A 15,205-nucleotide genomic window follows, 5' to 3' on the forward strand; every position below is an offset into this window, starting at 1 on the left:
TCTATGCATGATTGAGTCCATTTTATTACTCATCATTGCTTTTAGGAATAAATACCTTCGCTTCACTATCATCAGGATAGTAAAAACCATTAGGTACAGTTTGAAGTTCGATTAAGCTTCCCCATGGCGCTCGAATATAAACGGTTTTATTATTCTCTGTATCCTCATATTTTGTATTAGAATGTGGTTCAGATAATGGCTCTCCTCCTGCCTGTTTCACACGCTCTAATACATGGTCAAATGCGTCACTTTCAATATAAAAAGAAATATGTGTAAAACCTATATCTTGTAGTGATTGTGGTTCATGTTGTTGCGCGTGTTGGAATTCAAACATTTCAATATTAGGACCACAACCAAACACCATCATGCGTTTATGAATAATTAAAGCTCCTTTTTCTAGCCCTAAGATATGCTCGACATATTCGCCACCTCTTGGCTCATCTTTTTTAGTTTGACTATCATATGCAATTTTTCCATCTAGTCCCTGTTTAAAAAAAGCAGTGGCTTCTTCAATACTAGGAACCGTAAGACCGATATGATTAATACCTCGATTCATCATATCTCCTCCTTAATCAAAAGGTGCAAGACAGAATTCATTTTGAATTTGTCGTTCACCTCAGTAACGTATCTTCAACTTGCATTGGACGTAGACTTTCTTATTGAAAGTCTGTATGTTGGACGCCGAGACTACAATTGAAAAAAATTTGGAACAAACGCATGTTCAATTCAATCATCGACTGCCAATATATTAAAAAAGCCTAAGACAACGCATTATGTCTCAGGCTTTTTCAAAAACTTATTCATTATTTTCTATCGAAATATCTGTAACGTTTGAATGCGTCAAGGATAGCTTGTGGTTCGCTAGAGACTACAACACCAGGCGCATCTAAATCAATACGATTGCTTTGTAATACATTTTTCGCTTCTTCAGTGATTACAACAGGTTTTTTATGATTATAACTCATTTCAGCAAAGTCAATAGCAGTCGGTAACATCTCTTTACCATCTGAAAGAACGATTACACTATCAAATACTGTTGAACTTGCTGTGCTATAAGTTTCAGTAATACCAATTTCATCATCATTAAGATTTTTAGCTGTTTGTCCAACAAATGCATAGTTTAAGTCGTTGTTAACAAATACTTCTGCATATGATTTTAATGTTTCAGCGCTAATATCACCATTTACAAGCACTGCTACAGAGTGTCCTTTTAATGGAATATCAAATTTTTCTAATGTTAATTGGCTATCTTTAGCATCTGATTGCACTTCTTCATTTTCTGCTGGAACTTCTACGCCTACATTGTTTGCTACGTATTCAGCTAATTTACGATCAACTTTATTAATTTGATTAACAGCATTTTGTTTTACTTCTGGTGATTTACATTTACCAATTTCAAATGAAAAGGCATCGGCTAAATGTTGCTGTTCTGCTTCAGTTAAGCTGTTTTTATATAATTTAGCTTGAGTATAGTAATCTTTGAAGCTATCACTACGTTGACGTACTTTATAACCTTCTACTTTTTCATGATAATGCTCGAAACCACCTTGTTCTTTAGGTGTTGTATGAGGGTTATTATTGTTCAAGCCATTTTTATGGTAGGCTGTTTGACCTTGATGAATATATGATTGATGCATTGCATCACGTTGATTATTATGAACTTCTGCAACTGGGCGGTTAATAGGAATTTGGTTAAAGTTTGGTCCGCCAAGACGAGAAATTTGTGTATCTGTGTAAGAGAATAAACGACCTTGTAATAATGGGTCATTAGAGAAATCAATACCTGGAACGATATGCGCAGGGTGGAACGCAACTTGTTCAGTTTCTGCAAAAACGTTATCTACATTACGGTTCAATGTCATTTTACCTACGATTTTCACAGGTACTTGATCTTCTGGCCATAATTTAGTTGGATCTAAAATATCAAAATCAAAGTCAAATTCTTGTTCAGGTTTGATAATTTGTAAGCCTAATTCCCATTCAGGATAGTCACCTTTATCAATTGATTCATATAAATCTTTACGATGGAAATCAATGTCTTTACCATGTAAGATTTGTGCTTCATCCCATACTAAGCTTTCTAAACCTTGTTTAGGTTTCCAGTGGAATTTAACAAAGTAAGATTGACCTTCTTTATTTACAAGTCTAAATGTGTGTACACCAAAACCTTCTTGTTGACGGAAGTTTTTAGGAATACCTCTATCACTCATTGCCCAGAATACTGCGTGCATAGATTCAGGATTTTGACCAATGAAATCCCAGAATGTATCGTGTGCTGAACCACCTTGTGGCATTTCATTATGTGGCTCTGGTTTTAATGCATGTACAAAGTCAGGGAATTTAATTGCATCTTGAATAAAGAATACAGGCGCGTTGTTACCTACTAAATCGAAGTTACCTTCATCAGTATAGAATTTAGTAGCAAAACCACGAATGTCACGTACTGTATCTGGAGATCCTTTAGAACCTTGTACAGTAGAGAAACGCACAAAGACAGGTGTTGTTTTTTCAGGGTGTGTTAAGAAATCCGCACTTGTATATTCACTTAAATCTTCATACACTTGGAATTCACCATGTGCCCCAAATCCACGAGCATGTACCACACGTTCAGGAATACGTTCATGGTCGAAGTGCATCATTTTTTCACGGAAGTGGAAGTCTTCTAGTAAAGTCGGACCTCTATCCCCTACTGTAAGTGAATGTTCATCTTCACTTACTTTCATACCACTATTTGTAGTCATTGCTGTACCATCATTATTTTTTCTTAACTCATCTAATTGTTGTTGTTTTTTGTTTTTGTTTGATTGATCCATACTTATCTCTCCTAGATATAGATTGGTATCGTAAATACATTGTTATGTACATTGTTTCCTTATTACGGAATACAGTTAGTTATTCCCATTTATAAAAGAATTAATCATTTTAAAGAAAAAATATATTCCCATAAATTTTTATTTAAAGAACTTTCTTTTATAATCGTTTATGGAAATATATTTTTTGATATTTTATATTAAACTTTAATTATTGATAATCTACTACCTTATCAACTGGCATTCTATATGATGTATGAGGTTCTTTTTCTTTCTTACCAATCGCAACGATTAACACTGGAACGTAACGTTCTAAATCATATCCGAATGCTTCGCCAATTTTGTCATGCTCAAAACCACCGATAGGGTTCGTATCATAGCCATATTGTTTTGCAACTAACATTAATTGCATCGCAGCTAAACTACTATCCACTTTTACGATGTCACTCATAACTTCACGTGAACTATTTTTGTAAGTATCCATTACAAAAGGTAATATTTGGTCTTTTACTTCTTGAGGCATATGTCCTTCTTCAACTGCTTTGTTATAGATGAATTCGCCTTCCTCATAACATTGTAAATCACCAAAAATAACAATCATCGCTGAAGATGTATCATTTTGTGATGTATTAAATCGAATTAACGGGCGTAATTTTGCTTTCGCTTCATCACTTTCTACAACAACAAAACGCCATGGCTGCATATTCACTGATGAAGGTGCTTTTGTTGCCTTGCTAATGATTTCATTCATTTCGTCATGTGGAATTTTATAATTTGGATCAAATCCTTTAACAGATTTTCTACTTTCTAATATTTCGTTAAAATCGTTCATTCATTTCCCTACTTTCATATTTTAATTACGTAACTTAGATTATTAAATAAATTGAAAATAAAGAGAAGTAATTTGCTTATAGATTTAAAAAGATACTCAATTTAATACATTATTAACTATATTTAATAATGTATTAACACTTATCTATTAAACTATTATTTGATTAATATTAACTAAATAGGGTATTCTTAAACTTAACAAATTAAATAATTTGAAGTTTTAAAAAATTATTTATGTTATAACAAAGGGTATTGGATTCAGTCATAATGTTTCAGTCATAAGGTTACTCAGGAAAGGGAAGAAAATTATGGCAGAAGATAAACTGCAAAGAGAGTTAAGTAATAGACATATTCAACTTATCGCTATTGGGGGCGCAATTGGTACAGGATTGTTCCTTGGATCAGGTGAATCTGTACATTTAGCCGGACCGTCTATTTTATTGACTTATGTTATTGTCGGTTTTGTATTATTTATGTTTATGAGAGCAATGGGAGAAATCCTCTTATCAAATTTAGGATTCAAATCATTTGGGGATATTGCCCATCATTATATTGGACCAATTGCTGGATTTATGGTCGGATGGACGTATTGGTTAACTTGGATTATTTCAGGCATGGCAGAAGTGACAGCAGTTGCTAAATATGTTTCATATTGGTATCCAACAGTACCAAACTGGCTAACAGCGGCATTTACTATCTTAGTATTAGTCGCTTTGAACTTATTCAGTGCAAAGCTATTTGGAGAGTTAGAATTCTGGCTGTCAATTATTAAAGTGATAACAATTGTAGCCTTAATCATTGTTGGTATTGTGATGATTGTGCTTGGAATGAAAACCTCTTACGGGCAAGCCAGTGTAACGAACCTTTGGTCTAGAGGTGGATTTTTCCCGAATGGTATTCAAGGGTTCTTGATGGCATTCCAAATGGCTATCTTTTCATTTATTGGTATTGAGTTAATTGGAATTACAGCTGGGGAAACTAAAAACCCACACAAAACGATTCCTCAAGCAATTAACAATGTACCTGCGCGTATTTTAATTTTCTATATTGGCTCATTAGCAGTGATTATGTCTGTAGTACCTTGGGACAAACTAAACCCTGCGGATAGTCCTTATGTAAAATTATTCGGACTGATTGGTATTCCATTTGCTGCCGGTATTATTAACTTTGTCGTTTTAACAGCAGCTGCTTCATCATGTAATAGTGGTATTTTTGCAAATAGTCGTACAATGTACGGTTTAGCAGGTCGTAAACAAGGCCCACCATTCTTGCATAAAACAAATAAACATGGTGTACCTCACTATGCTATTTTAGTTACATGCGGTTTATTAAGTATTTCAGTTATTTTAAATGCAATATTTAAAGATGCAACAAAAGTGTTCGTGCAAATTACGATATTTTCAACAGTATTGAATATTTTAATTTGGACACTTATCATGATTGCCTATCTAAATTATGTCAAACGTAATCCTGAATTACACAAAGATAGTAAGTTCAAAATGCCTGGTGGAAAATATATGGCATTTGCGATTCTAGCTTTCTTCGCATTTATCTTTATTATCTTATTAATTAACAGTTCAACTAGAATTGGAGTATTATTTATACCCGTATGGGCAATTATTCTTTGGATTATGTATCAAAAATATAAAAAAGAATCAGACAAAGCGAAAGTTAAAATGGAATAATATAAAGAACATTTTAGACTTCCCCCTAATGGAGGAAGTCTTTTTTAATGATATCTATTAAATAAAAGAGAAGCTTAATTATAGTTTCTCTGTATTTATATTTAAATGATCTTTTAACATATGGCTTTCATATTCTTTTCTAAACACGCCACGCGCTTGAAGAACTGGAATGACTAAATCAATAAATTTTTCAAATGCGTTTGGATAGGTTGGTGACATTAACATAAAACCATCGCACGCTCCTTTTTCAAACCATTCAATCATTTCATCCGCTACTTGTTCCGGTGTCCCCACTATCGTTTTATGTCCTACCCAAGTACCAAATCGATCTAATACATCTCGTAAGGTAAGGTGTTCGGTCATAACAGCACGCTGTACAGCTTCATACACAGATTTTACAACTTTTTTCTCTAACGCATCATAAGGTGGTAATGATGGTACGACTTCATCTAGTTTCCATTCACTTATATCTAGACCAATGGCTTTAGATAATTGTTTTTTGCGTTTTTCAAGTGGAATCATATCATCTAATTGTTGCTTAAGTTTATAAGCATCCTCTTCATTCTCATCAACATAAACGGTGAGACCTGGTAATACAAGAGGGGTTTGACGATTTGCTTCCATGGCACGTTGATGAATGTCTTGTCTGAACTGTTGGCCATCTTGTAAATTCCATGCAATTGAAAAAATAGCATCCACGTGTCGTACTGCTAAATCACGCCCTGGAATGGAAGTTCCTGCTTGAAATAAACGTGGTCGACCATATTTTGGTGTTGGAATGTTAATAGCTCCGGCAACTTGAAAATACTTTCCTTGATAATGAAGTGGATGAATATACTGATGATTTAAGCCAATCCCTGAGTCTTTGTGATTAACGATAGCCTCTACCGTAAATGACTCCCATAATTTTTTCATTACATTAATAAATTCATCTGCTCGTTCATATCGTTTTTCAAGATGTGGTAAAGCTTGCATCGAATAGTTTTGTGCTTCTAAATCAAATTGAGATGTTACAATATTTGCCCCAATACGCCCATGAGATATTTGATGTAAACTTGAAAGCATACGTGCTGCAAGATAAGGTTCATAAAAAGAAGAAGAAATGGTACCTATCAAGCCAATTGAATGTGTTTCACGTGAAATGGCAGCAAGTGCCGTTAGTGGTTCAAAATAATAAGAAATATGTCCCGTTTCTTCTCCAGAAATATATTGACCGTCTCCTAGAAAGAAAGCATCCAGTTTACCTTTTTCGGCTAATTTCGCTAACTTAATTTGAAAATTAATATCTCCAACTTCTTCAACATATGAATGTGGTAGTCTCCAAGAGGCAGGATGTAGACCTGTACTATAAGCTAAAACAGATAAATGCATGTGTTTCATTGTCATTAACCCCTTTGTTATAAGTCAAAATTGTCATTTTAATTTACATATATCATATATGGATTGTTGAAATTTTACAATATCTACTAACTATTTTATATCTTAAAATAATTATATACAATATTATCCAGTTGTTTAGCAATATGAATAAAATCTTGATTTAAATCCAATGTTTTGACACTAATCGTATTGCCACTCATCTGAAACGTATTATCAGGTACAAGTTGTTCATCCGTTTTCGCATACAGTAACATCCCCGCAACATTTATCTGCTTAGGTTTTAAATGAAGTGCTTCATTTTTTACATACGCAAATATTTGATATAAATTTCCAGAATGAATCGTTCTTGTATCAAAATATTGTTGTAACGTGGACGTATAATACTTCGTATCAATGATTAAGCATTGTTTGCCATAAGTGAGCATGACATCACTTCTCATTGTCGGTAACATGTGACGATGATCATCATCAATGGCCCATGGAATATGAGACGCGGTGACTTTTAACTGTGGAAATTCCTTTTTATAATAAGCCCTAACAAACCGTTCATATAAACGCGCCATCTGTTGTTCATCTTCGAACATCATTGTTTCTCTTGAACCGCTTCTTTCTGACTGAATTCGTCCTTGTGTAACAAGGTAACAAATAGCCATTAACATACGATATGTTTCGTGATGACGATCAAATCGTAACTGCCAATCAATATGTCGATAATCTAATATATCTACGTGTTTAAAATATATCAGCAGTCGTTTTAACGCTTTTTTACGTGTGCGCGAAATATCTAATTTTAGAACATTAAGCATTGTTGTTTTTAGAATTTGATTCATATACGTATTAATTGAAAATTCATCATACGTGCAATTTAACCGTTTATGCATCATCGTTCCTTGTTTTATGGATGCTGTGACATTAATCTTTCCTCGTATCACATTAAGCGAGTCGTTGTGTTCTAAATAGTCATGTTGAAGACCATATTTTAATTGACTCGATACGCCTTTAATGAGAAGTGCACTATACAAATCTGCCACATTATTAAATGATTCTGTTGCTATATGTTGATAGCCTTTCTTATTCAAAACTGTAAACGCATAAGACAACATATAATAAATATTATGAATGTTAATCATTGAATCGCATCCCTTAAACGTACCTTCCAAATATCCACTTTTGAAGGATCGTCAAACCAATATTCTTTTAATAATGGAATAATTTCGAATTCAATAATATTAGATAATTCAGATTCTGTGATATTAACTATATTGCTAAAATAACTATGACCAATGACGAACCCCTCACCTAACATATCATCTTCTCGAATGTCGACATTCAATGCTTGAATTGTATCAATTAATGCATCAAATTGTGGATTTTTTAAATTTTCTTGATATTGTTTAAACTGTATGGTTTCAAAGGCAGGATTCATATCAAAAAATGCAAATCGACGTCGTAGTGCATAATCAAGAATGGCTAAGCTTCGATCTGCTGTATTCATCATACCAATAATATAAACATTATCTGGAACACAGAATTTCTCATCTGCATAGAGTAATTCTATTTCCATTCCCCTCTTATCATTTTCAATTAACATAAACAACTCACCAAATATCTTACTTAAATTGCCACGATTAATTTCATCGATAATAAAGAAATGGTCTTTCTCATTATCTTCTTCTGCTTGCTTACAAAAATTGTAAAACGCACCGGTACGCAATTCAAAGCCAGTTTCAGTAGGACGATAACCCATCACAAAATCTTCATATGAATAGCTTTGATGGAATTGTACAAGTTTCACACGTTCTTTATCTTTAACACCTATCATTGAATAAGCCAATCGTTTCGCTGCATACGTTTTACCTACGCCTGGTGGCCCTTGTAAGATGACATTCTTTTTTCTTCTCATTAATTGCACAAGCGTGTCATAGTCTTCTTCATTCATAAATACGTCGTCTAAGAATTGTTCTGCTGTATAAATGGGATAAGTCGTTTGTGTAGCAACCACTCCATCAGAATGTTCAACTGAAAATAACTCATTAAATTTCCGAATCGTTTCACTATATGGCGTGATTTTAGTGAGCGTCTTATTTAATGTTTTTATTGGAATCTTCCAGTTTCCTTTCTCCTTCCAAACAAGCTGAATGATATTTTTATCATTTTTATATTGATGATTGGATGAAACAACGCCCCATCCTACAATATCAGTCTGTCCTTTTTTCACATAAACAATATCCCCACGTTTCATTTCTTTACTAAATTCCCATATGGCATTAACCGTATGAATATAATGATGCTGATTATGGTTCAATTGTTGTAATTTTTGATTAATCTCTTCTTTAGATGCATATTTCGAGAAATCTTCTAACTCGTTATATCCAATAGACATTTCTCCATTCTCAATAAAAGAAGCAAAATCAACATCTTGTGGTTTTGGAGAATAAATCCAATAATTCACGACTTCTAAATCCTTATCTGCATCGATATCTTTTACTTTTGAGTTTTGCTTGACTTCTTTTGATTTGCGCCATGCTTCATAACTTAAATCAATAAAATCATTCAAATAGTTATCTTCTTTTAAAAATAATTTTAATTTTTCAATAATCATTAAATACGTGGTCGCAGTTAATGATTTTTTTAAGTTAACCTCAAAATTGATATACTTTGTACTGATTTCGCTTTCTTCAAAAATATACCAAATCGCTCGAGAATCTAAATTGGCAAATGTATCAGAATCAATCCAATATAAAGCACTTGTCAATTTACTATTACCAATTCCTGGTTGTGCCATAACAAGGTTAAACTTTCTAATAAATTTATTTTTATTTTCTTCATCTTTATTATTAGAATATAATAAAGCAATTTCAAATAACGACCACAAGTTTTCTATATCTTGAAATTCTCTTTCTCCTTCAAAATAGTAAAAAGTTGCATTCATATTGTTAATTGTAGGTATGCTATCAAAATGATATGGTACTTTGGCTTGAATGTGGAAAAATTCCTTCATTTTATCTAATATTTTAATTTTATTAGATGATTTCATCGAACTTTTATTAAACAGACCAAATACCGTGAACGGATCAATATCTGTAAGTTCATTATTTCGCTCTAATGTTGGAAATTTAATATCAGTAACTTCATAAATTTTTTTTATAATTTCTATTAGGTCGTCACGATTATTTTGGAAATTTAAAAGTTTTTTTGCGAGTTCTTTATAAAAGATTGCCCATGTTTTATCTATCTTATAGTCCATCTTTATTTCTCCTCAAAATCATTATTATCTTCATTTTAATACATTTTATAAATATATTTATACCTTTAAAAATATAAAAAATAAGCTATAAGATCGTATGATTTCAACTTCTTATAGCTTATAGTAAATGGCTTAATTATGCTTGAACTTCGTGTTTGTTACCACGAACTTTGTAAACAATAAGTCCGATAATAAATCCAATTAATGCTGGGACAATCCATCCCATCCCCATATCAAAGAATGATAAATAATTCTCAGCAAAACCGATTAATGATTGCGCGAAGTTTGTTTTCACAAAAGGTTCTGGACTCGCTTTAATACCATCAAAAAATGCAGCAATCACTGTAAATAATGTAGTAAATCGATACACAATTGACGAATTATTAAATAAATGACTTACTAAGGTTAGTAAAATCAGTGTAATGGCTAATGGATAAATAAACATTAATACGGGTAATGAATACATAATAATTTTTGTTAATCCGACATTCGCAAATATAAACGCCAATACACTAACCATAGTGGCTAATACAATGTAGTTCGTTTTAGGAAATAGTTCTGTAAATGTTTCTGAAAAAGCAGTAATTAAACCAATTGCCGTTTTTAAACACGCCACAATAATAATAAGTGATAAAACAATAATTCCGAAATCACCTAAATAATGTTGGGCAATTTGTGCAAGGGCAATGCCTCCATTTTCACTTACTTTAAATTCTCCAAGACTCATTGTTCCCATTACTGCAAGAAGTGTATAGATGACACCCATGCCAATAATGCTAATGGCTCCCGATTTCACTGTTTCTTTAGCGATATCATTAGGGTTTGTAATACCTAATTTTTTAATAGTCGTTACAATAATGATGCCAAATGCTAGTGATGCCAGTGCATCCAATGTATTATACCCATCGATAAAACCTTTTAATAATACACTCTTATTGTAGTCAGGACTTATTGGTGCATGACTTATACTGCCCATTGGGTGAATCAATGCAAGTACGACCACGATACCTAATAAAATCAAAAAGACTGGATTTAAGAACTTGCCAATATAGTCTAAGATTTTAGAGGGTTTACGTGCAAAAAACCAAGCTACGATAAAGAACAACATACTAAAGACAGGTAAAATCCATTTTCCACTGCTTGGAGAAACAAATGGTGAAAAAGCAATTTCATATGATGTTGTTGCAAGTCTTGGTAAAGCAAAGAAGGGTCCAATAACAAGATAAAGACCAATCGTAAATATGTATGCATAAATTTTACTTACACGTGAAGAAATTTCAAATACACCATTCGTCTTAGAAATACCGATAGCAATAATTCCTAAAAATGGTAACCCGATTGCTGTAATTAAAAATCCTAAATTCGCAAGTAATACGTTTGCGCCTGCCATTTGCCCTAGATGAAGTGGAAAAATTAAGTTTCCTGCTCCAAAGAACAAACCAAAAAGCATCGACCCAATAAAGAGATTCTCTTTAAATGTAAGTTTCTGTTTCATTGTCTTTCCTCGTTTCCCTCTTAAAGTCATAATAGATATTATACATTTTTTTAAAATCAATTTCTTTAGAATTTTTAAAAAAGTTAGATAATAATATATAAAAAAACTTCTCTTTGCATGATTACATTCATTTTTTATGCAAAAAGAAGTTTTAAGTGTAACCTTATACTCATCGATATTTATCCTTAATTATATAATTTTTAGTTATACAGACTTAGCTAATATATGTATCTGCATGTTCAAGGCGATATGTTTCACCTTTTGCTTTAGCTTCTTCATAAGCTTCATATGTTGTATGTTTAACATCTTCAAATTTGTAATTTACCGTTTTCGCAAATTTCCTTACATCTTCTTCATTTTTGGCCAATACAAATACCGTTAAAATATTGTCATCTACAATGTCTTTATGGTGTTGGTAACGTAGTCTATAAATATTCATGACGCTGTCTCCTTCCAATCTATTAGTGATAAACCCTTACTTCATAAAAATAATAAATAATGCCCTACATATTATTTAAATTTAATATACCACTTTTTTTTGAAAAAGGAAGCCTATAAAAAAGAAGTAAGATAGAATTTACTTGATCTTCATATCTTACTTCTTTACTTTAATATACTTTAATTTTAAGATTCATTTTTTAAAGCTTTTTCAATAGCTTTAATATTTTTCTTCATAAATGATTGATACGTATTACTGTCATTATCTTGTTGTTTAGTATGAGAACCCATATTATAAAATGAAATTGTTTTTGCATGTGTTTCTTTTCTAACCGTGTCTGCAACTTTATTCGACACATTTTCTTCAGCTAGGATATAGTTTACCTTATCCTCTTTAATTTGTTTTACAATAGTTGTAAGATCTTTTTGACTTGGTTCTTCAGCATTCATATTTTCGATTCCTTCTTGCTTAAAACCATAGCGATCAGCTAAATAACCAATAGAATCATGTGAAATATATACTGTTTTACCTTCTTGACCTTTAACAGCACGTTTCATATCTTTATCTAAATCCTTCAAATCACTAACTAATTTTTTATAATTCTTTTCATAGTCATCTTTATGTTTAGCATCTTTTTTAACGAATTCATCTTTTATATCTTTCGCAAATTGTTGACTTAATACAGGATCTAACCAAACATGAGGATCATATTTACCATGATGATGCTCATGTTCTTCGTGCTCGCCATGTTCTTCGTGTTCACCGTGTTCATGTTCATCCTCTTCGCCTTTTAACAAATCGGCTTTATTTAAAGATGATTCTAATGATAATGTTTTATTTTTATCATTCACCGCATTTGCAATTTTTTTAGCGACTGGGTCTAGATTATCCCCTGTATATACAAATAAATCTGATTTACCAATATCGACCATTTGTTTTTGACTCGGCTCATATGTATGTGGATCCATTCCATTCGGATAGACTGATTCAACATGGACGTATTTACCACCAATTTGTTGAGCAAAAGATTTCAGTGGATATACTGTCGTTTTTACCTCAAGCTTTTCATTGTTCTCTGATTTTTTATCTTTATCACTACCACTATTGGATGTTCCACAAGCTACAAGTGACAACGTTAAAATACTGATGAAGACTAACATTAAACTTTTCTTAATCATTTTCTTCTCTCCTAAATCGTAATTATTACGTTTTAATAATCGCATTTCATATCGAAATTGTCAATGGACGATTTAAAAAAATGAAAATGATTAAATAATTATATATAATTGTTGTTTTACTACAGTCAGAAAAAGGACCGAAAGTTATAAAAGGATTTTTATTATGAAAAAATTTCTTCTAGATAAATAAGGCATTATTGAAACATTTAATAGCAAAAGTAAAGTAATGCCTGAAACAATGAGTGGAGAATGTATTGCTATAAATAAAATTAAAAATGATCAACATATCCATATTACTGAACCTAAAGAACCAACTGTTAAGTTAACAATATTAAGAAAAATGATTTCGGACAACTTTAATATATAAGTAACAGAGTGAAACAGAATTCCCATTAAATTCATTGTTTCGTTCCTTTTCATCTCAATATTTCTATGTTTATTAGCTTTAATTAATAGTTTTTTGAAAATTTTGTGTATTTTAAAATATAACTCCTAAAATAAAGCGCTTTCTTGTTAAAATAATAGTGTAACTATTTTAAGGGGGACGATGATAATGACAAAGGGGAATCAAATCACTAATCAATCTAAAAAAGAAACATCTAATAAAGGATATAAACCATTATGGATTGTGATTAGTTTTATCGTATTAGTAATGATTTTATTATTACCTACTTCAAGTAGCTTACCGGTCATGGCTAAAGCAGCACTTGCCATTCTTGCTTTTGCTGTAATCATGTGGGTTACTGAAGCAGTATCTTATCCAGTTTCAGCTACTTTAATTTTAGGACTTATTATATTATTACTTGGCTTTAGTCCTGTTCAACATCTCTCAGAACAACTTGGTCATCCTAAAAGTGGAAACGCCATTCTGAAGGGAAGCGAATTATTAGGCACAAACAATGCTCTGAGTCTCGCATTTAGTGGCTTTTCTACTTCTGCAGTGGCACTTGTGACCGCCGCTTTATTCTTAGCAGTTGCCATGCAAGAAACCAATCTTCATAAACGACTAGCACTTTATGTCCTTTCAATTGTAGGAAATAAAACAAAAAATATTGTTATCGGTGCAATTTTAGTATCAATTGTATTAGCCTTTTTTGTACCTTCTGCTACGGCTCGTGCCGGTGCTGTCATACCCATTTTACTTGGAATGATTGCAGCCTTTAAAGTGAGTAAAGATAGTAAACTAGCATCACTTCTTATTATTACATCCGTACAAGCTGTATCGATTTGGAATATCGGTATCAAAACTGCGGCTGCACAAAATATCGTCGCTATCAATTTCATTAATCAAAACTTAGGCTATAACGTGTCTTGGGGTGAATGGTTTTTATACGCCGCACCATGGTCTATACTGATGTCTATTGCCTTATATTTCATTATGATGAAAGTGATGCCACCTGAACGAGATGCCATTGAAGGTGGTAAAGAATTGATTAAACATGACTTAAACGAACTAGGCCCAATGAGTGCTAGAGAATGGCGACTCATTGTCATTTCTATCTTATTACTGATCTTTTGGTCTACCGAAAAAGTACTTCACCCTATCGATTCAGCAAGTGTCACTCTAATTGCATTAGGTATGATGTTAATGCCTAAAATCGGTGTGATTACTTGGAAAGGCGTTGAAAAGAAAATTCCATGGGGAACAATTATCGTCTTTGGTGTAGGCATCTCACTTGGTAACGTTTTACTTAAAACAGGCGCTGCTCAATGGCTCAGTGATAAAACATTTGGATTAATGGGCCTAAAAGGGTTACCAATTATCGCAACGATTGCACTCATTACATTATTCAATATTTTAATTCATTTAGGCTTTGCGAGTGCAACAAGCTTATCATCTGCATTGATCCCAGTATTTATTTCATTAACTTCAACATTAGGTTTAGGCGATCATTCTATCGGTTTCGTTTTAATACAACAATTTGTGATTAGCTTTGGATTCTTATTACCAGTGAGTGCACCACAAAATATGTTGGCCTATGGTACGGATACATTTACTGTTAAAGATTTCTTAAAATCAGGTATCCCCCTCACTATTATAGGTTATATTCTTGTGATTTTATTTAGCTTAACGTATTGGAAATGGTTAGGTTTAGTGTAGAATAAAGTCAGATTAATTTTATAGATAGAGAGGTTTATC

12 protein-coding genes are annotated in these 15,205 nt (G+C 32.4%); 3 read left to right on the top strand and 9 right to left on the bottom strand.

The window, feature by feature from the left end:
- Positions 1 to 25 precede the first annotated feature (25 nt).
- From HMPREF3131_RS06210 to HMPREF3131_RS06220, 3 genes are all read right to left on the bottom strand, one after another.
- Positions 26 to 559 carry a VOC family protein gene (locus HMPREF3131_RS06210; RefSeq protein WP_070436551.1) on the bottom strand — a complete coding sequence of 178 codons (534 nt, stop codon included), beginning with the start codon at positions 557 to 559 and terminating at the stop codon, positions 26 to 28.
- 244 nt (positions 560 to 803) lie between these two features.
- Positions 804 to 2,813 carry a catalase gene (locus tag HMPREF3131_RS06215; RefSeq protein ID WP_048680502.1) on the bottom strand — a complete coding sequence of 670 codons (2,010 nt, stop codon included), beginning with the start codon at positions 2,811 to 2,813 and terminating at the stop codon, positions 804 to 806.
- A gap of 208 nt (positions 2,814 to 3,021) precedes the next feature.
- Positions 3,022 to 3,642 (bottom strand): nitroreductase family protein, encoded by a 621-nt coding sequence (locus tag HMPREF3131_RS06220; RefSeq protein WP_017174732.1) that lies wholly within the window; start codon positions 3,640 to 3,642, stop codon positions 3,022 to 3,024.
- Between the two features lie 307 nt (positions 3,643 to 3,949).
- On the opposite strand from HMPREF3131_RS06220, the gene HMPREF3131_RS06225 reads away from it, so the two are divergent.
- Positions 3,950 to 5,326, top strand: coding sequence for an amino acid permease (locus HMPREF3131_RS06225; protein WP_049335269.1), 1,377 nt, complete (start codon positions 3,950 to 3,952; stop codon positions 5,324 to 5,326).
- Positions 5,327 to 5,404: 78 nt separating this feature from the next.
- Here HMPREF3131_RS06225 and HMPREF3131_RS06230 read toward each other — a convergent pair whose 3' ends face one another.
- The 6 genes from HMPREF3131_RS06230 to HMPREF3131_RS06255 all read right to left on the bottom strand — a co-directional run bounded on the left by HMPREF3131_RS06230 (position 5,405) and on the right by HMPREF3131_RS06255 (position 13,065).
- A complete protein-coding gene (locus HMPREF3131_RS06230; RefSeq protein ID WP_070436552.1) occupies positions 5,405 to 6,706 on the bottom strand; it encodes an NtaA/DmoA family FMN-dependent monooxygenase in 1,302 nt (433 codons plus the stop codon).
- A gap of 95 nt (positions 6,707 to 6,801) precedes the next feature.
- Positions 6,802 to 7,836 carry a 5-methylcytosine-specific restriction endonuclease system specificity protein McrC gene (mcrC, locus tag HMPREF3131_RS06235; protein WP_017174729.1) on the bottom strand — a complete coding sequence of 345 codons (1,035 nt, stop codon included), beginning with the start codon at positions 7,834 to 7,836 and terminating at the stop codon, positions 6,802 to 6,804.
- Positions 7,833 to 9,953 carry an AAA family ATPase gene (locus HMPREF3131_RS06240; RefSeq protein ID WP_070436553.1) on the bottom strand — a complete coding sequence of 707 codons (2,121 nt, stop codon included), beginning with the start codon at positions 9,951 to 9,953 and terminating at the stop codon, positions 7,833 to 7,835. Before HMPREF3131_RS06240 ends, mcrC begins: the two co-directional genes overlap by 4 nt.
- Positions 9,954 to 10,089: 136 nt before the next feature.
- Entirely contained in the window at positions 10,090 to 11,448 is a 1,359-nt protein-coding gene (gene brnQ / locus HMPREF3131_RS06245) for a branched-chain amino acid transport system II carrier protein (protein ID WP_070436554.1), read from the bottom strand.
- A 214-nt stretch (positions 11,449 to 11,662) separates the two neighbouring features.
- Entirely contained in the window at positions 11,663 to 11,887 is a 225-nt protein-coding gene (locus HMPREF3131_RS06250; protein WP_070436555.1) for a hypothetical protein, read from the bottom strand.
- Positions 11,888 to 12,072: 185 nt separating this feature from the next.
- Positions 12,073 to 13,065, bottom strand: a complete 993-nt coding sequence (locus HMPREF3131_RS06255; protein WP_017174727.1) for a metal ABC transporter solute-binding protein, Zn/Mn family — start codon at positions 13,063 to 13,065, stop codon at positions 12,073 to 12,075.
- 226 nt (positions 13,066 to 13,291) lie between these two features.
- On the opposite strand from HMPREF3131_RS06255, the gene HMPREF3131_RS11325 reads away from it, so the two are divergent.
- Positions 13,292 to 13,432: a hypothetical protein gene (locus HMPREF3131_RS11325; protein ID WP_153801330.1), complete on the top strand. Its 141-nt coding sequence runs from the start codon at positions 13,292 to 13,294 to the stop codon at positions 13,430 to 13,432.
- 186 nt (positions 13,433 to 13,618) lie between these two features.
- Positions 13,619 to 15,166: an SLC13 family permease gene (locus HMPREF3131_RS06260; protein ID WP_017174726.1), complete on the top strand. Its 1,548-nt coding sequence runs from the start codon at positions 13,619 to 13,621 to the stop codon at positions 15,164 to 15,166.
- Positions 15,167 to 15,205 lie beyond the last annotated feature (39 nt).

The sequence above is a fragment of the Staphylococcus sp. HMSC14C01 genome (assembly GCF_001808085.1).
GTDB classification, from domain to species: Bacteria; Bacillota; Bacilli; order Staphylococcales; family Staphylococcaceae; genus Staphylococcus; species Staphylococcus hominis.